This window comes from Massilia sp. CFBP9012 (assembly GCF_034045115.1).
In the GTDB taxonomy this organism is placed as follows: domain Bacteria; phylum Pseudomonadota; class Gammaproteobacteria; order Burkholderiales; family Burkholderiaceae_D; genus Telluria.
Genome location: NZ_JAXCWM010000013.1, coordinates 36,424 through 57,949, shown reverse-complemented (window position 1 = coordinate 57,949; position 21,526 = coordinate 36,424). Strand labels below are relative to the sequence as shown.

19 protein-coding genes are annotated in these 21,526 nt (G+C 66.5%); 5 read left to right on the top strand and 14 right to left on the bottom strand.

The genetic code is table 11. From position 1 onward, the window contains the following. The first annotated feature begins 1 nt into the window (after nt 1). Nucleotides 2–685 (top strand): molybdate ABC transporter permease subunit, encoded by a 684-nt coding sequence (gene modB / locus SOM61_RS20580; protein WP_320475803.1) that lies wholly within the window; start codon nt 2–4, stop codon nt 683–685. Beyond that, nucleotides 682–1,758, top strand: a complete 1,077-nt coding sequence (gene modC / locus SOM61_RS20575; protein WP_320475802.1) for a molybdenum ABC transporter ATP-binding protein — start codon at nt 682–684, stop codon at nt 1,756–1,758. The genes modB and modC overlap by 4 nt, the downstream gene beginning before the upstream one ends. 216 nt (nt 1,759–1,974) lie before the next feature. Here modC and SOM61_RS20570 read toward each other — a convergent pair whose 3' ends face one another. The 11 genes from SOM61_RS20570 to SOM61_RS20520 form a co-directional block, all read right to left on the bottom strand. Beyond that, entirely contained in the window at nt 1,975–3,891 is a 1,917-nt protein-coding gene (locus tag SOM61_RS20570; protein ID WP_320475801.1) for a hybrid sensor histidine kinase/response regulator, read from the bottom strand. Continuing rightward, nucleotides 3,888–5,270: an ATP-binding protein gene (locus SOM61_RS20565; RefSeq protein WP_320475800.1), complete on the bottom strand. Its 1,383-nt coding sequence runs from the start codon at nt 5,268–5,270 to the stop codon at nt 3,888–3,890. The genes SOM61_RS20570 and SOM61_RS20565 overlap by 4 nt, the downstream gene beginning before the upstream one ends. Next, the gene (locus SOM61_RS20560; protein ID WP_320475799.1) at nt 5,267–6,295 is read right to left on the bottom strand and encodes an ATP-binding SpoIIE family protein phosphatase; all 1,029 of its coding nucleotides are present in this window, start codon (nt 6,293–6,295) and stop codon (nt 5,267–5,269) included. The genes SOM61_RS20565 and SOM61_RS20560 overlap by 4 nt, the downstream gene beginning before the upstream one ends. Next, the gene (locus tag SOM61_RS20555; RefSeq protein ID WP_320475798.1) at nt 6,283–6,750 is read right to left on the bottom strand and encodes an anti-sigma regulatory factor; all 468 of its coding nucleotides are present in this window, start codon (nt 6,748–6,750) and stop codon (nt 6,283–6,285) included. Before SOM61_RS20555 ends, SOM61_RS20560 begins: the two co-directional genes overlap by 13 nt. Next, a complete protein-coding gene (locus SOM61_RS20550) occupies nt 6,750–7,106 on the bottom strand; it encodes an STAS domain-containing protein (RefSeq protein WP_320475797.1) in 357 nt (118 codons plus the stop codon). The genes SOM61_RS20555 and SOM61_RS20550 overlap by 1 nt, the downstream gene beginning before the upstream one ends. Before the next feature lie 10 nt (nt 7,107–7,116). Further along, nucleotides 7,117–7,980 (bottom strand): STAS domain-containing protein, encoded by an 864-nt coding sequence (locus tag SOM61_RS20545; protein ID WP_320475796.1) that lies wholly within the window; start codon nt 7,978–7,980, stop codon nt 7,117–7,119. Nucleotides 7,981–8,109: 129 nt separating this feature from the next. Then, complete coding sequence (locus SOM61_RS20540; RefSeq protein ID WP_320475925.1) at nt 8,110–11,295, bottom strand: efflux RND transporter permease subunit; 3,186 nt, start codon at nt 11,293–11,295, stop codon at nt 8,110–8,112. A 22-nt stretch (nt 11,296–11,317) separates the two neighbouring features. After that, a complete protein-coding gene (locus SOM61_RS20535) occupies nt 11,318–12,508 on the bottom strand; it encodes an efflux RND transporter periplasmic adaptor subunit (RefSeq protein WP_320475795.1) in 1,191 nt (396 codons plus the stop codon). Next, a complete protein-coding gene (locus SOM61_RS20530; protein ID WP_320475794.1) occupies nt 12,505–13,740 on the bottom strand; it encodes a TolC family protein in 1,236 nt (411 codons plus the stop codon). The genes SOM61_RS20535 and SOM61_RS20530 overlap by 4 nt, the downstream gene beginning before the upstream one ends. Nucleotides 13,741–13,821: 81 nt before the next feature. Next, on the bottom strand, nt 13,822–14,124 hold the full coding sequence (locus SOM61_RS20525; protein WP_475439533.1) for a hypothetical protein: 303 nt from the start codon (nt 14,122–14,124) through the stop codon (nt 13,822–13,824). Nucleotides 14,125–14,301: 177 nt separating this feature from the next. Further along, nucleotides 14,302–15,201, bottom strand: coding sequence for a LysR family transcriptional regulator (locus SOM61_RS20520; RefSeq protein ID WP_320475792.1), 900 nt, complete (start codon nt 15,199–15,201; stop codon nt 14,302–14,304). 116 nt (nt 15,202–15,317) lie between these two features. On the opposite strand from SOM61_RS20520, the gene SOM61_RS20515 reads away from it, so the two are divergent. Then, nucleotides 15,318–16,148 (top strand): SDR family oxidoreductase, encoded by an 831-nt coding sequence (locus tag SOM61_RS20515; protein ID WP_320475791.1) that lies wholly within the window; start codon nt 15,318–15,320, stop codon nt 16,146–16,148. Nucleotides 16,149–16,174: 26 nt separating this feature from the next. Here SOM61_RS20515 and SOM61_RS20510 read toward each other — a convergent pair whose 3' ends face one another. Continuing rightward, nucleotides 16,175–17,905, bottom strand: coding sequence for an ABC transporter ATP-binding protein/permease (locus SOM61_RS20510; protein WP_414675053.1), 1,731 nt, complete (start codon nt 17,903–17,905; stop codon nt 16,175–16,177). Between SOM61_RS20510 and SOM61_RS20505 the strand changes: the two genes are divergently transcribed. Continuing rightward, nucleotides 17,904–18,221 (top strand): hypothetical protein, encoded by a 318-nt coding sequence (locus tag SOM61_RS20505; RefSeq protein WP_320475789.1) that lies wholly within the window; start codon nt 17,904–17,906, stop codon nt 18,219–18,221. The two genes, SOM61_RS20510 and SOM61_RS20505, sit on opposite strands and share 2 nt — an antisense overlap. Nucleotides 18,222–18,290: 69 nt before the next feature. On the opposite strand, the gene pnp is transcribed toward SOM61_RS20505, so the two are convergent. Together pnp and rpsO are read right to left on the bottom strand one after the other, a co-directional pair. Beyond that, entirely contained in the window at nt 18,291–20,393 is a 2,103-nt protein-coding gene (pnp, locus tag SOM61_RS20500; protein ID WP_147933107.1) for a polyribonucleotide nucleotidyltransferase, read from the bottom strand. A 172-nt stretch (nt 20,394–20,565) separates the two neighbouring features. Next, complete coding sequence (rpsO, locus tag SOM61_RS20495) at nt 20,566–20,835, bottom strand: 30S ribosomal protein S15 (protein ID WP_137173370.1); 270 nt, start codon at nt 20,833–20,835, stop codon at nt 20,566–20,568. A 195-nt stretch (nt 20,836–21,030) separates the two neighbouring features. On the opposite strand from rpsO, the gene SOM61_RS20490 reads away from it, so the two are divergent. After that, nucleotides 21,031–21,516 (top strand): hypothetical protein, encoded by a 486-nt coding sequence (locus SOM61_RS20490; RefSeq protein ID WP_229493325.1) that lies wholly within the window; start codon nt 21,031–21,033, stop codon nt 21,514–21,516. Nucleotides 21,517–21,526: the final 10 nt, after the last annotated feature.

Genomic DNA, 21,526 nt, shown 5'->3' with positions numbered 1-21,526 from the left:
GGTGCTCGATTCGTCCGACTTCGCCGCGATCTGGCTGACCTTCAGGCTGGCCACGGTCGTCACCCTGCTGTTGCTGGTGTTCGGCACGCCGCTGGCCTGGTGGCTGGCGCGTACCCAGTCCCGCCTGCGGCACGCGGTCGGGGCGGTGGTGGCCCTGCCGCTGGTGCTGCCGCCGACCGTGATCGGCTTCTACCTGCTGCTGGCGATGGGGCCCAATGGCCCGCTCGGCCAGCTGACCATGGCGCTGGGCCTGGGCACGCTGTCGTTCACCTTCACGGGTCTCGTGATCGGTTCGGTCTTCTATTCGCTGCCCTTCGTGGTGCAGCCGCTGCAGAACGCCTTCGAGGCGGTCGGCACGCGGCCGCTGGAAGTGGCGGCCACCCTGCGCGCCAGTCCCTGGGACACCTTCTGGTCGGTGGTGGTACCGCTGGCGCGGCCCGGCTTCGTCACCGGCGCCATCCTCGGCTTCGCCCACACCATCGGCGAGTTCGGCGTGGTGCTCATGATCGGCGGGAACATCCCCGACAAGACACGCGTGGTCTCGACCCAGATCTACGACCACGTGGAAGCGATGGAGTACGCGCAAGCCCACTGGCTGGCCGGCGGCATGCTGGTGTTCTCGTTCGTGGTGCTGCTGGTGCTGTACACGCTGTATCCACAATCGGTCAGGGGGACACGCCGATGAGCGGCATACGCATCAAGGTAAGACTCGATCGGGGCGCATTCGCCCTCGACACCGATCTCGACCTGCCGGACCACGGCGTGAGCGCCTTGTTCGGCCATTCCGGCTCGGGCAAGACCACGCTGCTGCGCATCCTGGCCGGACTCGAACGGGCGCCCGGCGCCGTCATCGCCGTGGGCGACGAAACCTGGCAGGACGATGCGCGCGGCGTGTACGTGCCGACCCACCGGCGCGGCATCGGCTACGTGTTCCAGGAGGCGAGCCTGTTCGACCATCTCGACGTGCGCGCCAACCTGGAATTCGGCCTCAAGCGCCTGCCGCCGGGTGCGCGCCGCTTCGAGATCGGGCCCGTGACCGAGTTACTGGGCATCAGCCACCTGCTGGACCAGCGCCCGGCGACGCTGTCGGGCGGCGAACGCCAGCGCGCCGCGATCGCGCGCACCCTGCTCGCTTCGCCGCGCCTGCTGCTGATGGACGAACCGCTGGCCGCGCTCGACATGAAGCGCAAGCAGGAAATCCTGCCCTATCTCGAGCGCCTGCACGATGAGCTGGCGCTGCCGGTGGTCTACGTCAGCCACTCGGCCGACGAGGTGGCGCGGCTGGCCGACTACCTGGTGGTGCTGGAACAGGGACGCGTACTGGCCAGCGGTCCGCTGGCCGACACCCTCGCGCGGCTCGACCTGGCGGCGAATTTCGTGGACGACGCCGGCGTGATGATCGAGACCGTGCTCGCCGAACAAGATGACGACGGCCTGTCGCACCTGGCGTTTCCCGGCGGCGTGCTGCTGGTCGGCCGGCGCGACGCCGACGTCAAGAGCCGCGTACGCTGCCGCATCCACGCGCGCGACGTCAGCCTGGCGCTCGAGCGCCCGCGCGGCAGCAGCATCACCAACATCCTGCCGGCCGTCGTCGATGCCGTGGGTCCGGCGGCGGCGCCGGGCCAGGTGCTGGTGCGTTTGAAGGTCGGCGAGACCGCGCTGCTGGCGCGCATTACCGAGCGCTCGCGGCGCGAGCTGGCGGTGGAACCGGGCCTTGCGTTGTGGGCGCAGGTGAAGGCGGTGGCCTTGCTGGCGTGATCGAACCACCACGTGCGATCGGCCCACCACGTCGTTCCCGCGGAGGCGGGAACCTAAGTCAATCTGCGTAGTCGATAAGTCGCGCGCAGCGTCGTCGCGAGCACACTTGGGTTCCCGCCTTCGCGGGAACGACGTGCAAGCGGCGCGGGAAGTTGTTATCTCCAGTGGAGATAACGACGTGCGAGCGGCGCGGCAAACGCCCGCGCAACGGGCCGATCAGCCCCGCAGCGCCGCTTCCAGATCGGACAACTCGGCCGGCTTGACCAGGTGCGCGTCGAAACCCGCTTCCTGCGCGCGGCGCCGGTCTTCGGGCGAGCCGTAGCCGGTGTGCGCCACCAGGCGGATGTGCGCCAGGTCAGGATTGCCCTTGATGCGGCGCGCGACCTGGTAGCCGTCCATGCCCGGCAGGCCGATGTCGAGCACGATCACCTGCGGCTTGTGGCGCAGCGCCAGCGCCTCGAGCTCGCTGGCGTCGGCCGTGGTGACCGGCTGGTAGCCCATCTCGGCCAGCAGGAAGCCCATCATCTCCATGGCGTCGACGTTGTCGTCCACCAGCAGCACGCGCATGCCGCCGGATTCGTGGCTGTCCGCAGCCTCCTGCGGCGCGGCCGCGGGCGCGCCGGAAGCGGCGCGCAGCAGCGGCAGTTCGATCGTGAAGGTGCTGCCCTGGCCGATACCGGGGCTGGCCGCTTCCAGCCGGCCGCCATGCAGCTCGGCCAGGTGCGACACCAGCGACAGGCCGATGCCCAGCCCTTCCGGCGCGCGGTCCGGCGGCACCGCGGCCTGGGCGAACATGCCGAAGATGTGCGGCAGGCTGTCGGCGTCGATGCCGATCCCGTTGTCGCGCACCGAGATGCGCACGCGTCGCTGCTCACTCTCATGCGCTCCCTCGCCGCTCACCTCCACGCCCAGGACGATCACGCCGCCGGCCGGCGTGAACTTGGCCGCGTTGTGCAGCAGGTTGCCGACCGACTGGGCCAGGCGCACCGGGTCGCCCATGACCAACAGGTCCTCATCTGGCTGGCGCACGTCCAGGTCGTGTGCCCGGCTGGCGATCAGCGGGCCGGCGGTTTCGATCGCCTGCGCGATCACGCTCCTCAGGTTCACTTCTTCGTTGCGCAGCACGATCTTGCCTTCCGAGATACGCGCCACGTCGAGCAGGTCGTCCACCAGGTGGGCCAGGTGGTCGACCTGGCGCGTGATCACGTCGCGCGCGCGCGCCTGGCGCTCGGCCGCGCCCTCGCCGCTGGCGCCCAGCAGGGCCGCCGCATTGCGGATCGGGCTCAGGGGATTGCGCAACTCGTGCGCGAGCGTCGCCAGGAACTGGTTCTTGTTGCTGTCGGCGGTGCGCAGCAGCGCCTCCATCTCCTTGCGCCCCGTGATGTCGCTGCTCATGCGCGCCACCCGGTACACCTCGCCGCGCGAGTTACGCACCGGGAACAGGCGGTCGCGCACCCAGTGCAGCTGGCCGTCGGCGCCGTGGATGCGAAACTCGTCGTCGTAATGGGGTTCTTGCGCCAGGCGCTCCCAGCGCGCCGTCATGCGCGCGCGGTCGTCGACATGCACGGCCTCGAGCCAGCCGCCAGGATCGTCACGCAGCGACTCGGCGCTGCGGCCCCAGATCGGGGCATAGGCCGGGCTGACGTAGACCAGCGCGCGTGCCGGCACCGAGAACATCCAGAACACGTCGTCGATGTTGTCGGTCAGCTGGCGAAAGCGTTCTTCGCTGTCGCGCAGGTCAACCTGGATGCGGCGCATGCGCAGCAGCGCGTTGACATTGGCGATCAGCTCATCGGCCTCGATCGGCGCCGCCAGATAATTGTCGGCGCCGCCCTCCAGGCCACGGATCTTGTCGGCGCGGCCGGTCAGCGCGGCCGAGGTCTGCAGCACCAGCACGCTGCTGCTGTCCGATTCGGCCTTGATGCGGCGGCACACCTCGATGCCGTTGATGTCCGGGAGCTTGACGTCGAGCAGCACCAGCGCCGGCGACAAACGCTTGACCATGTCGAGCGCATCGGTGCCGTTGGCGGCCTCGATGACGTCGAAACCGGCGCTTTGCAGGATGCGGGTCTTGGCGTAGCGGGCCCCATCGTTGTCGTCAACGTTGAGAATCTGGGTCGGATGACTATTCATGATGCGGTTCCATCAGGATCCATGGGCGGTTTCGGCGAAGTGTTGGGCAGGGTGCGCGGCAAGGTCAGTGTAAACGTCGAGCCGACGCCCGGCGTGCTCGATACGTCGACCCGTCCCCCAAGCAGGTCGGCCAGCTTGCGGCACAGCGGCAGGCCGAGGCCCGTGCCCTTGCTGCGACGCTGGAGCGGATGCTCGATCTGGCTGAACTCTTCGAAGATCAGCTGCAGGTTGTCGTGGCTGATGCCGATGCCGGTGTCGGCCACCGCGAAAGCGATGGTGTCGGCTTCCGGGTCGTGCGCGGCGAACACCAGCACCGATCCATGCTCGGTGAATTTCAGTGCGTTCGAGATGAAGTTGCGCAGGATCTGGGAGATCTTGCCTTCGTCGGAGTAAAACGGCTCCTCGATACCGGACGGCTCGAAGATCAGCTCCACCCGTGCCTCGTCCACCAGCGGACGCAGCATCCCCTTGAGCGCGCGGAACAGGTTCTCGACCACCACCGGCTCGGCATGGACCTCGACCCGGCCGGCCTCGATCTTGGCCAGGTCGAGCAGGTCATTGACCAGCTCCGACAGGTCGGCCGCCGCGGTGGAGATGAACTTCACCTGGCGTTCCTGCTCTTCGGTCAGGTCGCCATCCATGCGGTCCAGCAGCAGCTGGGCCAGCGCGCGGATCGACGACAGCGGCGTCCTCAATTCATGGCTGGTATTGGACAGGAAACGCGACTTCATTTCGTCGGCGCGGCGCAGGCGCTCGGCCTTGTCCTCGATCTCGGCGTACAAGGCCACGATGCCGCGATTGGTGTCTTCCAGTTCGCGCGTCAGCGACATCAGGTCGTCCTGGCGCTCGCGCAATTCGGCCAGGGTCGACAGCAATTCCTGATTCTGCAGCTGCAGCTCGTGCACCGGGTTCGATGCCGGCGTGTCGGCCAGGCGCGCGCCGATCTCGGCCAGCCTGGCACTCGTCACGTGCTCATGGCGCGGCAGCATCTTGCGCACCGTGATGGTCGAGGCGCCGGCCTCGCCGGGATCGACTTCGCAGGCATCCATCAAGCGATGCGCGGTGATGATCGCCAGCTCACGCAGCGATTCAGTCTCGTTCTCGTCGGTCGCGGCCGGGCGACCCCTGCCCGCGCCGCCGCCGCTGAGGAGCACCTCGAGGTGCTGGCGGCCATCCCTCTCGCACAGCTGGAACAGCGCCCGCCCGCCGGGACCCTGGTGGCTGGCGCCGCGCGCGACTTCCGACACGGCGGTGCCGATGCGCACCTGGTCCTGCTGCGAAAAGCCCAGCAGCGCCGAGATCTGGCGCGCGCGCTGGCGCACCAGCACCACGTCCTGGTCGCTGTCCAGGCCGACGTTCAGTATGCGCTGGGCAGTCATCTTGCGCCCGCCAGGCGGCGCACCACGAGCACCATCGCATCGTCGCGTCCGCGGCTATAGTCGCGCATCAGGATCGCGGCGATCAGGGCCGGGCTGCGTCCTTGCAGGCCCGGATACTTGTCCAGGTCCCAGCGGGTCTCGATGCCATCCGAGCACAGGATGCACAAGGCGCCGGTTTCGAATGGCACGGTGAATTCCTGCACCTTGCGCATATTGTGGCCGACGATGCCGTTGTGCGAGACCAGCGCCCGGCGCACGTCGCCGACGGCGATCGCACCGATATTGCCGACGCCGGCAAAGCGCAGCTCATCGGCGCCGAAATCGATGCGCGCCGCCGCCAGCGCCGCGCCGCGCGTGGCGCGCAAGGCGTCGTGCGCCGCATGCACCAGCTCCCCGGCGCCGATCGCGCCGCGCTGGCCAAGCGCCCCGATGGCCGCGTTCGAGGCGCGCGCGGCGTCCGGGCCGTGCCCAAGGCCGTCAGCGGCAAGCAGGGTTGCGCCATCATTGCCGCAGACGACTGCCCAGCCGTCGCCGCAAACTTCTTCGCCCCGGATGGGTGTCCACAGCGCCCCCACCTCGACCCCGCATTCGTCGGGGCCCGGCACGTCGCGCCACAGGCGCATGAAGAAGGCGGCGCCATCACCCGGGGTCGAATACACATCGAATTCGTCCGATAGGCGACGCAGCGCCCCCAGGCCGGTGCCGGCGGTGCCGGCGGTAGAGACACCATCGAGCAGGCTGCTGGCCAGGTCGGCGATGCCGGGGCCCTTGTCGAGCGCCAGCACGTCGACACCGATACCTGCCGGCGACTGCGCCGGGCCGACGTGGATCTCGCCTTCGCCCGCGTGCTTGAGGATGTTGGTGGCCGCTTCGGTGATGATCAGCGCCAGCTGGCCGGCGCGAGTCTCATTGAAGCCTAGCGATTCGGCCAGCTTCTGGCCGGCGCGGCGCACCGCGGCGACATCGCTGGGGTGGGTCACGGCGAACACGAACTGCTGCGACTGGGAACTGATCAGCGCTTCCATTTGATGATCAGCACCGCGGTGCCCTCCTTCGGACGGCTGTCGATGTCGAATTCGTCGACCAGGCGCTTGGAGCCACCCAGGCCGAGGCCCAGGCCGCCACCGGTTGTAAATCCATCGCGCAAAGCGCTGTCGATGTCGGGAATGCCCTGGCCGGCGTCGACGAACAGCAGGCCGATGCCCTTGCGCATGCCGTCATCCAGCGCGTCGACATGCACTTCGCCGCCGCCGCCGTACTTGATCGTGTTGCGTGCCAGTTCGCTGGCAGCGGTCACCAGCTTGGTCTGATCGACCAGCGACAACGCGAGCGCCACGGCGCGCTCGCGCACCTGCTTGCGCAGGCCCACCACGTCCTCGTCGGAACGCAAACGCAAGGTCACGCGCCCGGTACGATACTGGCGGCGGTGATCGAGCAGGTGCGTCTCGAACTGGACCGCATCGGTATGCGCGTCGATCATTATCTATAGCTCTTTCCGAGCAGGGCCATGCCCTTCTCGACGTTCAGCGCGGTCTTCACGCCATGCAGGGTCAGGCCCAGCTCGACCAGGGTGATCGCCACCGCCGGCTGCATGCCCACCACCACGGTGCGGGCGTCGAGCACGCGCGCCATGGCGGCGGTATTGCTGATCATGCGTCCGATGAAGGAGTCGACCAGGTCGAGCGCAGAGATGTCGATCAGGACGCCCTTGGCGCTGTCGCTCACGATGCGCTCGGTCAGGTCGTCCTGCAGTTGCATGGCGAGACGGTCATGCATGTCGACCTGGATCGTCACCAGGAGCAGGTCGCCCATGCGCAGGATCGGGATGCGTTCCATGGGGCGAACCTCAGGCTGCTTTGATCGTGATCGCGGCGCCGGTGCGCTCGAGCGCCACCAGGAAGGCGTCGGCCAGGGTAGCCTTGGTGATCACGTCTTCCAGGTTGACGCCCAGGTGCACGATGGTCTGCGCGATCTGGGGACGGATGCCGCTGATGATGCAGTCGGCGCCCATCAGGCGCGCGGCGGCGATGGTCTTCATCAGGTGCTGCGCCACCAGGGTATCGACGGTCGGCACGCCGGTGATGTCGATGATGGCGATGATGGCGCCGGTATCGACGATCTTTTGCAGGATGTTTTCCATCACCACCTGGGTGCGGGCCGAGTCCAGGGTGCCGATCAGCGGCAGCGCCAGGATGCCGTTCCACAGCTTGACCACCGGCGTGGACAGCTCGAGCAGCTCCTGCTGCTGGCGCACGATGATCTGGTCCTTGGTCTTCTGGAACACCTCGATGGTGTACAGGCCCAGCTTGTCGAGCAGCGTCGTGACGGCCCAGGAAGCGACGGCCAGGCCTTCGGCATCGCCGGCATAGGCTTGCTGCAGGCGCGCGAACAGCGGCTGCTTGAGCGAGAACACGAAGGTCGCGGTCTCGCCAGGGGTCGAGCCCGACTTGGCGCGGGTCGACGAGATCTCTGCCAGCAGGTCACGCACCTCGTCCCACGAGCGGTGGTCGATGTTTTCGAGTTCGCCGCTGCGGGTGGCGGCGGCAAAGGATTTCAGGAACTGGCGGCAGTGCGAACGCAGCTGCTCGCGCGCGGCGGAGTTGCTGCGCACGAGCAGCGCTTCAAGATGGCTGAGCCACTCGGTGCCGATGGCGGCCTCATTGTCCAGGATGGTCTGGCTGATGCGATCCGCGTAATCCTTCGTGCTCATCTGTCTTATCCCTTGAATTGGTAGTTGGCGCCGCGCCTGGCCCACTGCACTGCAGCCGGCGCGGACAGAATTCTGTTAAACGTCCAACTATACCATTTTCAAATACAGCAATATGTGGCGCACGGTTGTCTATGGGATATTTTTACTGTCCCGGCGAAAAAATGGCCGCACTGACGCCAGGAAGTCCCGCGCAGGTCGCTCCCGATGCGTCCATTCGTACAAAACTGGCAACAACAGCAGGGTCAGCACGGTCGACGACAGCACCCCTCCGATGACGACCGTGGCCAGTGGCCGCTGAACCTCGGCCCCGGTGCCGACCGCCAGCGCCATCGGCACGAAGCCGAGCGAGGCGACCAGCGCCGTCATCAATACCGGCCGCAAGCGCGCCAGCGCCCCCTGGCGCACCGCCTCGACCAGCGCCACGCCCTGTTCGCGCAGGCTGCGAATGAACGAGATCAGCACCAGGCCATTGAGCACCGCCACCCCGGACAGGGCGATGAAGCCCACCGCCGCCGAAATCGACAGCGGAATCCCGCGCGCCCACAGGGCTGCCACGCCGCCGGCCAGGGCGAACGGAATCCCGGTAAACACCAGCAGGCCGTCGCGCACATTGTTGAACACCAGGTAGAGCAGGACGAAGACCAGCAGCAGCGAGGCCGGCACGATCAGCTGCAGGCGCTCGGCCGCCTTCGCGAGGTGCTCGAACTGGCCGCCCCAGGCGATCCAGTAGCCGGGCGCGATGCGTACCTCCTGCTCGATGCGCTCCTGGGCCTGGGCGACGAAGGAACCGATGTCGCGCCCACGCACATTGGCGCTGACCACCACCCGGCGCTTGCCCTGCTCGCGACTGAGCTGGTTAGGGCCCGGCGCCACTTCGAAGCTGGCGATCTCCCCCAGGGCGATGAAGCTACGCGTTCCCTCTGCACTGCCCGGGAGCGCCACCGGCAGCCGGCGCAGTGCGTCGATATCGCCGCGCACCGCTTCCGGCAGGCGCACCACGATGTCGAAGCGGCGGTCGCCCTCGAACAGGGTGCCGGCGGCGCGGCCGGCGGTGGCGGTCGCGATCATTTCCTGCACGTCGCCGATGTTCAGTCCCATGCGCGCGGCGCGCTCGCGGTCCACGCGAATCTGCAGCATCGGCAGGCCGCTGGTCTGCTCCACCTGCACTTCGCTCGCGCCCGGCACCCGGCGCAAGGTGGCGGCGATCTCGTTGGCACTGGTTTCAAGCACGCCCAGGTCGTCGCCGAACAGCTTCACGGCGACGTCGCTGCGCACGCCCGAGATCAGTTCGTTCACGCGCAGCTGGATCGGCTGGCTGAATTCGTAGCTGTTGCCGGGCAGGCCCTCGAGCGTGGTGCGGATCGCGCTTTCGACCTGCGCGCGGGTACGCCTCGGCTTGGGCCACTCCTTCTCGGGCTTGAAGATGATGTAGCTGTCGGCCACATTGGGCGGCATCGGATCGGACGCGATCTCGGCGGTGCCGATGCGGGCGAACACGCGCGCGATCTCGGGGAATTCGCTCTTCAAGACGGTCTCGATCTGCTGCTGCATTTTCACTGACTGCGTCAGGCTCGTGCCGGGCACGCGCATCGTCAGCACCGCCATATCGCCCTCGTCGAGATTCGGCGCGAACTCGGTACCAAGGCGCGTGCCCATCAGGGCGGCAAGCGCGATCACGACGGCCGCGAACACCAGCATCACGGCGCGGTTGGCCAGCGCATAATCGAGCGCCGGCGCATACCAGCGCCGCGCTGCGCCCATCACCCGGCTTTCCTTCTCCGTAATCGAGCGGCCGATGAACAGCGCCACGGCGGCCGGCACGAAGGTCACCGACAGGATCATCGCGCCCAGCAGCGCGAACACCACGGTGAAGGCCATCGGGTGGAACATCTTGCCCTCGATGCCGGTCAGGGCGAAGATCGGCAGGTAGACGATCATGATGATCAGCTGGCCGTAGATGAGCGGCCGGCGCGCCTCGCGCGCCGCTTCGAACACCTCCGCAAAGCGCTCCTCGCGTGTGAGGATGCGTCCCAGCCGATGCTGGGCGGCGGCCAGGCGCCGCACGCAGTTCTCGACGATCACCACGGCGCCGTCGACGATGATGCCGAAGTCCAGCGCCCCCAGGCTGAGCAGGTTGGCGCTGACTCCGTTAGCCACCATGCCGCTGAAGGTGAACAGCATCGACAAAGGGATCACCATGGCGGTGAGCAGCGCCGCACGCAGATTCCCCAGGAAGAAAAACAGCACCGCCACCACCAGGATCGCGCCCTCCACCAGGTTCTTGCGCACCGTGGCGATGGCCCGCTCGACCAGCACCGTCCTGTCGTAGACCGTGACGGCCTTGACGCCCTTCGGCAGGCTGCGGTTGATCTCGAGCATGCGCGCGTCGACCGCTTTCGACACCGCGCGGCTGTTCTCGCCGATCAGCATCACCACGGTGCCGAGCACCACCTCGACCCCGTTCTCGGTGGCGGCGCCGGTGCGCAGCTCCTGCCCGATCGTCACCTCGGCCACGTCGCGCACCCGCACCGGGATGCCGCGGATGCTGGTGACGACGATATTGCCGATGTCGTCGATCGACGCGGCCTGGCCCGGCGCACGCACCAGGTACTGCTCGCCTTCACGCTCGATGTAGCCGGCGCCGACGTTGCTGTTGTTGCGCTCCAATGCGTTGACGATGTCGGCCAGTTCCAGCCCATAGGACGACAGCGTGGCCGTGTTCGGGGCCACCAGGTATTCCTTGTCGAAGCCGCCGATCGAGTTGATCTCGGTGACGCCCGGCACGGTGCGCAGCTGCGGCTTGATGATCCAGTCCTGGATCTCGCGCAGGTCGGTCGGCGTATAGGGGGTGCCGTCCGGCTTCTTCGCGCCCGGCTCGGTCTCCACGGTCCACTGGTAGATCTCGGACAGGCCGGTTGCGATCGGCCCCAGGGTCGGGATCACGCCGGCGGGCAGCCCCTCGCGCGCATCCTGCAGGCGCTGGCTGACCAGCTGGCGCGCGAACTGGATGTCGGTGCCCTCCTCGAACACCACCGTCACCTGCGACAGGCCGTAGCGCGACAGGGAACGGAACTGTTCCAGGTGCGGCAGGCCCGACAGCACCGCCTCGACCGGATAGGTGATGCGCTGCTCGGTCTCGAGCGGAGAATAGCCCGGCGCCGCGGTATTGATCTGGACCTGGACATTGGTCACGTCCGGCACCGCATCGATCGGCAGCCGGCCATAGTTGTAGACGCCGATGCCGGCCATCGCCAGCGCGGCCAGCATCACCAGCCAGCGGCGCGCGATCGCGGTGGCGATCAGGCGGTCGAACAGGGTTGTAGATTGGTTCGGCTGCTCAGTGTTCATGACTGCCCTCCCCCTTGCCCTGCTCCGCCTTGACGGCGAAGCTGCCGGCGGCCGCGTAGGCGTCGCCCACGTTCAGGCCGGAGGTGACCTCGGTGAAGCGTCCATCCGAGCGACCGGTGGCCACCGGCTGCGCGACAAAACCTTCCTTGACCCGCTTGTAGACGACCTGCCGCCCGTCCGCCGTCTGGATCGCCTCACGCGCCACCGCCACCGGCACGTCGGCCGAGCCGGTGACGATGTCGATGTTCACCGCCAACCCCGGACGCCAGGCCGCGCCCGGATTGTCGAGCACCACCCGTGCCTTGGCCGAGCGCGATTCCTCGCCCACCAGCGAACTCACATACGACACCTTGCCCGGCGCCGTCGTGTTCGACGAGATCGAGCGGATGACGGCATCGGTGCCGACCCGGACGATGTCGAGGTCGCGCGCCGGCACCACCACGTCGGCCCATACGGTCGACAGGTCGGTCAGCGTGAACACGCGGGTGTCGGCGCCCACGACTTCGCCCATCGTGATGTGTTTTTCGACGATGACGCCGTCGAACGGCGCCCGGATTTTCAGGAGATTGGACGAACCGGCGTCAACGGCGCCGAGCGCCTGCAACTGCTGGCGCGCGCTCTGCACGGCGATCTCGGCTTCGCGCAACTCCTGCTCGGCGCGCAGCAAGTCCTGGCGCGCCGATATCTTCTCTTCCCACAGCATTTTTTCGGACGCATGGATCTTGCGCGCATACGCGAGCCGGCGCTCGGCCGTCGTCAACGCGCCGCGCTGGGCCGCCACTTCGGCGCTGGCGACGCTGGCCAGGACCTGATCCTTGCGCACCTTCTCGCCGAGGGTGGCATTGACTTCGCTGACCGCCCCGGCGGCGCGCGGCGTCACGTGGGCGGTGCGGTCTTCATTGAGCGCGATCTGGCCCGGCATGCGAATGAAGGTGTCCAGATGGACCGGCCCGGCCTTGGCGATCGTGATGCCGGCTACGCCGACCTGCTGCTCGGTGAAGCGGATCACGCCGTCGTCGGCGTGACCCTCTTGACCGTGTTCGTCCGCGTGTTCCTGCTCCTCTTGATGAGCGTGTTCATCCGCACCGCCCGGGGCGCGGTCGCGCAACAGCACGATGGCGGCGAGGAAGATGGCGATCGCCAGCATGATGGCGATGACCTTGCTTTGCTGCTTGTTCATGGATTCTCCTGGACGGCTGCATGTCCCAGCAGCCGTGCGATATCGGCGGCCGCGCGATGACTCTCCGCGACGGCGTTCAGGTATTGGTTCTTCGATTGGGCCAGCACGCGCTGGGCGTCGAGCACGTCGATCAGGCCGAACTTGCCCAGCTCGAAGCCGCGGTTGGCGGCGCGCTGGGCGTCTTCGGCGCCGGGCAGCACGTCGCCCGCGATCAGCGAGCATTCGGCCAGCGCCGCCGTGAGCCGCGCATGCGCCTGGGCCAGTTCGGCGCGCAGGCGCACACCTTCGGCGTCCTGCTGGTCGCGCGCCTTGTCGACCCGGCGCAGCGCATCGAGCACGGCGCCGTCGTTGCGGTTGAACAGCGGCAGCGGCACCGACAAGCCGAGCACCGCGCGGTTGCGGGTGTCCGGCCCCTCGCGCTGGGCGCCAACGATCACGTTGACGTCGGGCGTACGCCGCGCGCGTTCGAGCCGCGCCAGCGCCTCGCGGTGGCCCACCTCGGTGCGCGCATGGCGCATCGCCGGTGATTGGTCGAGCTGCGCCAGCAGCGTGTCCAGCGGCGCCGCCAGCGGCAGAGTGGCAGCCTGCGGCGCGACGATGGTCAGCCGGCGCGAGTCGCCGGCCCACAGCGCGGCCAGGCGGATGCGCGCACCTTCCAGGTCGCGCCCCGCCTGCAGCGCCTCGATCCGGGCGCTGCCCTGGGCCACGCGGGCGCGGGTCTCTTCGACCGGCGACAAGGTCCCGGCCTCGACCCGCTTGCCGGCGGCGGCCAACGCGCGGCCGGCGAGCGCGACGAGCTCCTGGGCCATGCGCTCGCGCTCCTGGGCCGCGACGACGTCGTGGAAGGCGGCGGCGGTATCGGCGCGGACCTTGTCCCGTTCCGCCTCCTGTGCGATCGCCGCCAGTTGCCCTTCCTGGCGTGCCGCATCGACCCGGGCGGCGCGCTTGCCGCCCAGTTCGATAGGAATGTTCAGGGTGGCGGTCGTGGTGCGGTTGCCACTACCCTCGCCTTCGCGCAGCAGCTCGAGCTCGGGATTGGGCAGCGTCCCGGCCTGGGTCAGTGCGCCTTCTTGCGCCGCTACCTCGCTGCCGGCCGCGCGCAGGGTGGGATTGGCGCGCAGGGCCAGGTCGATGGCGGCTTGCAGGGTCAATGGTGATGACCATGCCGCAGCGGGCACGCACGCGCAGGCGAGCGCGAACGCCGCCAGCAGCGGTGTCAAACGATGTTTCATGGTGATGCTCCGAACGGGTGGATGTCCGGCGGGTGCGATGGCGTTGCCGCGTTACGCGGCGCTGTGAAAGTCCCCGCCGCCTTAGGCGCGGCGTGGCCGGTCTGGCGGAGGAATCAGGTCGGGGACGTGGGAGACGTAGCGCCGCAATTCGCCGCGCATATGCGGGGCGCCCTTGGGCAGCGGCAGGTTCGGTTGCGCGGACAGCACGGCGCTCGCCGTCAGGTGGTGGCAGGCGTCGCAATCGTCGCAATGCTCGCCCGGTGCGCCGTCATCCTGGTTGCTCGATGGTGGGTGCTTGTGGACGTGGTGCCCCGGATGCATGGTCTGTTCGTCATGACTGCAATACGGCGCGCCGGCGGCCCAGGCGGCCTGGAGTGGCATCATGAGCAGCAGGAGTATCAGGAGCAGGCGTCGCATCGCGTCAGGGTGGTCAGGTAGCGCAGGGCCGGTCGGCCAATTTTTTCTACCAGCTATTAAATACCCTGTAGCCGCTACAGGGTCAAGCACATTCGTACGTTCGCTGCGATTCCCGTATATCGCGTAAGGGAATCGATCCGGAATTCACGCCGGCGCGTACACCTCCTGCAGCACCCCGATGAAGGCGCGCAGCGCCGCCGGCACGTGGCGATGCCCCGGATAGTACAGCGCCAGCTCGGACGACGGCTGGCACCAGTCCTCCAGCAAAGGCAGCAGGCGGCCCTCCTGCAAATGATCGCGCACGGTCGTGTCCGGCACATAGGCGATGCCACGTCCGGCGATGGCGGCCTCGGCCATCAGCCCGACCTGGTTCAGGACCAGGGTGCCCGGCACGTCCAGCGCGAAGGCCTGGCCGTGGCGCGCGAACTCCCAGCGATAGATCTTCCCGCTCTGCATGCGCATGCGGATGCATTGGTGCTGCAGCAGATCGTCGGGCGCCTGCGGCGTGCCGCGCGCCGCCAGGTAGGCGGGCGATGCGACCGGCATGAAGCGCACCGGCGCGCCGAATGGGGCGACGTGCATGTCTTGCGGGACCGCCTCCAGCAGGCGCACGCCCGCATCGAAGCCGGCGGCGACGATGTCGACCAGGCCATTCTCGACGAACAGGTCGAGCGACACCTCCGGATAGCGTTCCTGGAATACCGGCACCGCATGCTGCAGCAGCCAGCGCGCCGTCGGTTCGGCCGTATTGATGCGCAAGGAGCCGCCGGGCCGCTCGCGAAAGCCGTTGACGTCTTCCAGCGTGGCGCCCAGTTCACGCAGCGCCGGTTCGAGGCGGCGCAGGAAGTGCTCACCGGCCTCGGTCGGCGCCACGCTGCGGGTGGTGCGGTGCAGGAGGCGCACGCCCAGCTTTTCTTCCATCACCCGCATCATGTGGCTCAGGGTCGAGGGAGAAACGCCGAGCTCGTCGGCGGCCTTGCGAAAGCTGCGGCGGTGAACGATGGCCACGAAGGCGCGCAGGCTGTCGAGGTCCGGCTGGGACATTGATGGCGATCCTTCACTAATGCATGCTGAATTGGATCGATGATAACAGCAATGCGTTCGTCTATTCTGTTTTCAAGGGCAGCCATCCGGCGACCACCAAGACAAGGAGAACGACCATGCAACGCACCTGGTTCATCACCGGCACCTCGACCGGCTTTGGCCGCATCATGACCGAACAACTGCTGGCGCGGGGCGACCGCGTCGCGGCCACGCTGCGCAATCCTGCCGTGCTGGCCGAGCTGCAGGAACGGCATCCCGGGCAGCTGTGGGTGGCGCAGCTCGACGTCACCGACGATGCGGCGATTCGCCGCGTGATGGCGCGCGCTTTTGCGGAACTGGGGCGCATCGACGTCGTCGTCAGCAATGCGGCTTATGGCCTGTTCGGTGCGGCCGAAGAGCTGAGCGATGAGCAAGTCAAGCGCCAGCTCGATACCAACCTGCTCGGATCGATCGGGCTGATCCGCGCCGCCCTGCCCCATCTGCGCGCGCAAGGCGGCGGGCGGGTGATCCAGGTCTCGTCCGAAGGCGGCCAGATGGCTTATCCGAACTTCAGCGTGTATCACGCGACCAAATGGGGGATCGAAGGCTTCGTCGAATCGGTAGCGCAGGAAGTCGCGCCGTTCGGTATCGAGTTCACGCTGGCGGAGCCGGGGCCGACGCCGACCAACTTCGCGGCCGGTCTCGATGCCGCGCCGGCGATGCCGGAGTATGCCGACACGCCATCGGGTGGCGTGCGGCGCGCGCTGGCGGACGGCAGTTTTAAGCTGACCGGCGACCCGGTGCGGATGGTCGAGATCATGATCGACTCGGCAGGCCAGGCGCCGGCGCCACGCCGTATCACGCTGGGCTCGACCGCCTATGAGTCGATCCGGTCGGCGCTCACCGATCGGCTGACCCGGCTAGACGCGCAAAAGGACGTTGCCCAGGATGCGGACCTGAAGGCCTGACAGGCCTGGGCGGTGAGCGCAGCCGACTAACCCGCCAGTGCCGTCTCGCGCGGCTGCCATGCGGCGGCCTGCGGCGCCATCGCGCCGAACTGGTAATCCGCCGCGGCATGCATCTCCCAGCAGCCCTCGCCGGTCAGCCACAGCACATGGGTATGGTGACGCAGCACACCGGCGCGGTGGGCGATGCTGACCAGCGTCGTCCCCTTGTCGCGCAGGCGCTTGTACAACGAAGATTCGTTGGCGCTATCGAGCGCGCTGGTGGCTTCGTCGAGAATGACGATGCGCGGCTCGTGCACCAGCACGCGGCCGAACGCCAGCCGCTGCTGTTCGCCGATCGACAGCAGCTTTTCCCAGTCCAGCACGGCATCGAGGCCGCCGACGCGGCCGGCCAGGTAAGGCAGGTGCACCTGCTCCAGGATGGCCAGCAGCTGCTCGTCGCTCAGGTCGGTGCGGTCGCTGGGATAGATGAGCTGGCTGCGCAGGGTACCCGGCTGCATATACGGCTGCTGCGGCAAGAAGAAGCACTCCTCGCGCGGCGGATGGTGGATCGTGCCGCTGCCCTGGTGCCACAGGCCGGCGATCGCGCGCAGCAGCGAGCTTTTTCCGCATCCACTGTCGCCGGTGATCAGCAAGGCGTCGCCAGGTTGCACCGCCAGTGTCAGGTCCTTGATCAGGACCCGTTCGGATTGCGGCGGGCACAGCGTAAGCGACTCGATCCTGAGGTGCGAGCAGGGCGTGCGTTGAATACGCGATGATGGATCACATGCCGGTTCGCCCGCGGATTGCGGCGCGGGCAGCACATGGCTCGACAGCGTCTGCAGGCGGCCGATGCCCGCCACGAAGCGGCTCAGGCTTTCGAAGTTGTCAACGATGACGCCCACCGCCGTCAGCACCGCGGTGAAGGCGCCGGCAGCCTGCACCGCCCGTCCCACCTCCAGCTGGCCCGACAGCACGGCATCGGCCAGGATCACGAACGGCAGCACCAGGGTGAGCTGGCTGAAGGTACGCTGGAACAGGTTGAGCGCGCGCTGCTTCTTGATCAGGCGCGAGAAATTATGGATGACCTTGTTGAACTTGTTGTCGATGCGCGCGCGCTCCTGCGCCTCGCCGCCATAGAACGCAATCGACTCGGCGTTTTCGCGCACGCGTATCAGGCTGAAACGAAAATCCGCTTCGCGCCGCAGCTGCCAGAAATTCAGGTGGATCAGCGGATTGCCGAACACGTACAGCGCCACCATCGTTCCCACCAATGCGTAAGCAACCAGCACGCCCACCAGCACCTGCGAGATCGACCACAGGACGGCGCTGAAGGCGACCAGCTGCATCAGCGAGCCCAGGAAAATCAGCATGAAGTGGATGGAGCGGCCGGTGAAGGTGTTCACGTCCTCGCTGATGCGCTGGTCAGGGTTGTCGATCTCGCGGTTCGAGCCGAGCTCGTAGTATTTGCGCCCACCGAGGTAGCCGTCGAGGAAGCGCCGGGTAAGCCAGCGCCGCCACTGGTTCGCGAACAGGTCGCGCATATAGTAGTAGAAGGCATAGATCGGCACGGCGAACGCCAGCACGACCAGGCAGGCCTGGACCGAGGTCCAGAAACGCGGGTGATCCCGGCCCGCCAGCGCCGAGGTCATTTCCCCGGCCTGGTCATTGAGCATGACCGCGAGCTTGGTTTCCACCAGCATCAGCACGATCAGGAGCGTGAGCAGCAGCCACGCCCTGCCCTTCTCGTCGCCCAGCCAGTAAGGCTTGGCGACGCCAATGAACTGCTTCCACGCAGCCACCGACAAGGTCGCGCCGCTGCGTCGTTTCTTCGTTGACCCTGGAATGTCGCCAGTGATTCCATCGTTCGACGTCTGCGTAGGGGTCTTCATGATTCGTGTGGTGCCCATGCCCGGTCAGGTCCGGCCGCAGGACGTGACTGGTGTTGCTATCATCCTTGTCGACAGCGGCGCCCATCGCCATCCCGGCGCCGCTGTCTGCGGTCCCGTGGCTTGTATTTATCCAATCCACGAAACCAGCATAGAACCGGGAATCGAACCGTTCCGTGCGAAAACATACATAAGCAACGCCAAATAAAAAACCGCCAGGCTCACGCACTGGCGGTTTTTTCATCGAGCGGCGAACCGCTCTGTTGCTTGCAGCTTATTACTGCGCTGCGCCTTCGACCGGATCAGCCGCCTTCATCGACAGCTTCAGACGACCGCGCTCGTCGGTCTCCAGGACCTTGACGCGCACTTGCTGGCCTTCTTTCAGGTAGTCGGCAACGGCGTTGACGCGCTCGTTGGCGATCTGCGAGATGTGCAGCAGGCCGTCTTTACCTGGCATGACCTGCACGATCGCGCCGAAGTCCAAGAGCTTCAACACGGTGCCGTCGTAGGTCTTGCCCACTTCGACCGATGCGGTCAGCTCTTCGATGCGGCGCTTGGCTTCCTGGCCGGCGGCGGCATCGACCGACGCGATGGTGACCACGCCTTCATCGCTGATGTCGATCTGGGTGCCGGTTTCTTCGGTCAGCGCGCGGATGACGGCGCCGCCCTTGCCGATCACGTCACGGATCTTTTCAGGATTGATGCGGATGGTGATCAGGCGCGGTGCGAAGTCCGACAGCTCGGTCTTCACGGTCGGCATGGCCTTCTGCATTTCGCCCAGGATGTGCTGGCGGCCTTCCTTGGCTTGCGCCAGCGCCACTTGCATGATTTCCTTGGTGATGCCCTGGATCTTGATGTCCATCTGCAGCGCGGTGATGCCTTGCGCGGTGCCGGCCACCTTGAAGTCCATGTCGCCCAGGTGATCTTCGTCGCCCAGGATGTCGGTCAGGACCGCGAACTTGCCGCCTTCCTTGATCAGGCCCATGGCGATACCGGCCACGTGCGCTTTCATTGGCACGCCGGCGTCCATCAGCGCCAGGCAGCCGCCGCAGACCGACGCCATCGACGACGAACCGTTCGACTCGGTGATTTCCGACACCAGGCGGACCGAGTAGCTGAAGTCTTCAGGGTTAGGCAGTGCAGCGATCAGCGCGCGCTTGGCCAGGCGGCCGTGGCCGACTTCGCGGCGCTTCGGGGTGCCTACGCGACCGGTTTCGCCGGTGGCGAACGGAGGCATGTTGTAGTGCATCATGAAGTCGTCGGTGTACTCGCCCATCAGCGCGTCGATCTTCTGGCTGTCGCGGGCGGTGCCGAGGGTGGCAACGACCAGCGCCTGGGTTTCGCCGCGGGTGAACAGGGCCGAGCCGTGGGTGCGCGGCAGGACGCTCGAGCGGATCGAGATCGGACGCACGGTGCGGGTGTCGCGGCCGTCGATGCGTGGCTCGCCGTCCAGGATCTGCGAACGCACGACCTTGGCTTCCATGTCGAACAGGATGTTGCCGACATCGCCAGCATCGGCGGCGACGCCTTGTGCCGACAGCTCGGCCATCACTTCCGACGACAGCGACTTCAGCTTCTGCTGGCGCGCCGATTTTTCGCGGGTCTGGTAGGCGTCACGGACCTTGGCGCCGGCCAGTTCGCCAACGCGGGCGATCAGTTCTTCGTTCTTTGGCGCCGGTGCCCATTCGACTTCCGGCTTGCCGCCTTCGGCGACCAGGTCGTGGATCGCGTCGATCACGGCCTTCATCTGCTCGTGGCCGAACACGACCGCGCCGAGCATGACTTCTTCGGACAGTTGCTGGGCTTCCGATTCCACCATCAGGACGGCGGTTTCGGTGCCGGCCACGACCAGGTCCATCTGCGAGGTTTTCAGCTCGGTGGTGGTCGGGTTCAGGATGTACTGGCCGTTGGCGTAGCCGACGCGCGCGGCGCCGATCGGACCGGCGAACGGGATGCCGGCGATGCACAGGGCTGCCGAGGCGCCGATCATCGCAGGGATGTCCGGATCGATTTCAGGGTTGACCGACAGCACGTGGATGATGACCTGGACTTCGTTCAGGTAGCCTTCCGGGAACAGCGGACGGATCGGACGGTCGATCAGGCGCGAGGTCAGCGTTTCTTTTTCGGAAGGACGGCCTTCGCGTTTGAAGAAACCGCCAGGGATCTTACCCGCAGCGTACGTTTTCTCCATGTAGTCGACGGTCAGCGGGAAGAAATCCTGGCCCGGCTTGGCGTCCTTGCGCGCAACCACGGTTGCCAGGATGACGGTGTCTTCGACCGACACGACGACGGCGCCGCTTGCCTGGCGCGCGATTTCACCCGTTTCCAGGGTGACCGTGTGTTGACCGTACTGGAAGGTTTTCGTAACTTTATTAAACATTGGGTAATCCCTTTCATTTTACCGACAGATTTTCAGGAGCTGTCGTTCACCTCTCACCACGGGTTGCCTTAGCAACCTTTACAGCAAAAACAAACCGCAAAAACGAAAAATGCCCGCGCTAGATTCCTGGCGCAGGCATTTTTTGACTAAACCGTCTGAAGCAAGCTTGCAATTACTTACGCAGGCCCAGTTTCGAGATCAGATCGCGGTAACGGTTCAGGTCTTTGTTCTTCAGGTAGGCCAGCAGGCTCTTACGACGGTTGACCATCATGATCAGGCCGCGGCGCGAGTGGTGATCCTTCTTGTGCTCTTTGAAGTGACCGTTCAGGTCATTGATGCGTGCGGTCAGCAGTGCAACTTGCACTTCTGGGGAACCGGTGTCTTTTTCGCCACGGGCGTTGTCCGCGATGATCGCGGCTTTGTTGATGTTTTCAACCGACATGATGTTACCTTTCACATGCGGTGCAAGAGTCGGAACCCCAGGCACCGTGAGTTATCAAATACCTGTCCGGATTGGACAGACCCGCTAGTATAGTGCAAAACGCCGGCTCGAACCAGTGTTTGCTATCTTCCTTCCGCGATTGGACAGGACCCCGTCCGGCTGGCAAGCTCGACACAGGTGACAATCATGAACAAGATGAGCAAATCTACAACGCTGGCCACCGCCCTGCTGCTGGCTGCTTGCGCCATCCGCCAGGCGCCCGCCCCTGGCGATCCGCAGGACGTGGTCCAGTTCAAGATGGGCGCGCCCACCGCGGTCTACACCGACGGCGCGCAACGCACGCTCGAGTATTCAACCGGCCCCATGGGTCAATACACCTGGATGGCGCACCTGGGCCCGGATGGCCGCCTTACCGCTTACGAGCAAGTCCTCACAAGCGAGAAATTTGCCACCGTTAAAATCGACCATGCGACCAAGGACGACATGCTGCGCATCTTCGGCCATCCGGCCGAGCGCTCGCGCGTCGCCATGCACGACTATGAGGTATGGTCCTATCGCTACAAGGAAGCCGGCGTGTGGAATTCACTGATGCACGTCCATTTTGACGGGCAAGGCGTGGTGCGCCAGATGCTGAATGCATCGGATCCCATGTACAACCCACAGGATCGCGGCAGCTGGTGAGTGCCGCGAC

Excerpts from the sequence above, each read along its gene's own strand:
- modC (WP_320475802.1), top strand. The coding sequence starts at position 682 with ATGAGCGGCATACGCATCAAGGTAAGACTCGATCGGGGCGCATTCGCC.
- SOM61_RS20570 (WP_320475801.1), bottom strand. The coding sequence starts at position 3,891 with ATGAATAGTCATCCGACCCAGATTCTCAACGTTGACGACAACGATGGG.
- SOM61_RS20565 (WP_320475800.1), bottom strand. The coding sequence starts at position 5,270 with ATGACTGCCCAGCGCATACTGAACGTCGGCCTGGACAGCGACCAGGAC.
- SOM61_RS20560 (WP_320475799.1), bottom strand. The coding sequence starts at position 6,295 with ATGGAAGCGCTGATCAGTTCCCAGTCGCAGCAGTTCGTGTTCGCCGTG.
- SOM61_RS20555 (WP_320475798.1), bottom strand. The coding sequence starts at position 6,750 with ATGATCGACGCGCATACCGATGCGGTCCAGTTCGAGACGCACCTGCTC.
- SOM61_RS20550 (WP_320475797.1), bottom strand. The coding sequence starts at position 7,106 with ATGGAACGCATCCCGATCCTGCGCATGGGCGACCTGCTCCTGGTGACG.
- SOM61_RS20545 (WP_320475796.1), bottom strand. The coding sequence starts at position 7,980 with ATGAGCACGAAGGATTACGCGGATCGCATCAGCCAGACCATCCTGGAC.
- SOM61_RS20535 (WP_320475795.1), bottom strand. The coding sequence starts at position 12,508 with ATGAACAAGCAGCAAAGCAAGGTCATCGCCATCATGCTGGCGATCGCC.
- SOM61_RS20530 (WP_320475794.1), bottom strand. The coding sequence starts at position 13,740 with ATGAAACATCGTTTGACACCGCTGCTGGCGGCGTTCGCGCTCGCCTGC.
- SOM61_RS20525 (WP_475439533.1), bottom strand. The coding sequence starts at position 14,124 with ATGATGCCACTCCAGGCCGCCTGGGCCGCCGGCGCGCCGTATTGCAGT.
- SOM61_RS20520 (WP_320475792.1), bottom strand. The coding sequence starts at position 15,201 with ATGTCCCAGCCGGACCTCGACAGCCTGCGCGCCTTCGTGGCCATCGTT.
- SOM61_RS20515 (WP_320475791.1), top strand. The coding sequence starts at position 15,318 with ATGCAACGCACCTGGTTCATCACCGGCACCTCGACCGGCTTTGGCCGC.
- SOM61_RS20505 (WP_320475789.1), top strand. The coding sequence starts at position 17,904 with ATGAACTGCTTCCACGCAGCCACCGACAAGGTCGCGCCGCTGCGTCGT.
- pnp (WP_147933107.1), bottom strand. The coding sequence starts at position 20,393 with ATGTTTAATAAAGTTACGAAAACCTTCCAGTACGGTCAACACACGGTC.
- rpsO (WP_137173370.1), bottom strand. The coding sequence starts at position 20,835 with ATGTCGGTTGAAAACATCAACAAAGCCGCGATCATCGCGGACAACGCC.
- SOM61_RS20490 (WP_229493325.1), top strand. The coding sequence starts at position 21,031 with ATGAGCAAATCTACAACGCTGGCCACCGCCCTGCTGCTGGCTGCTTGC.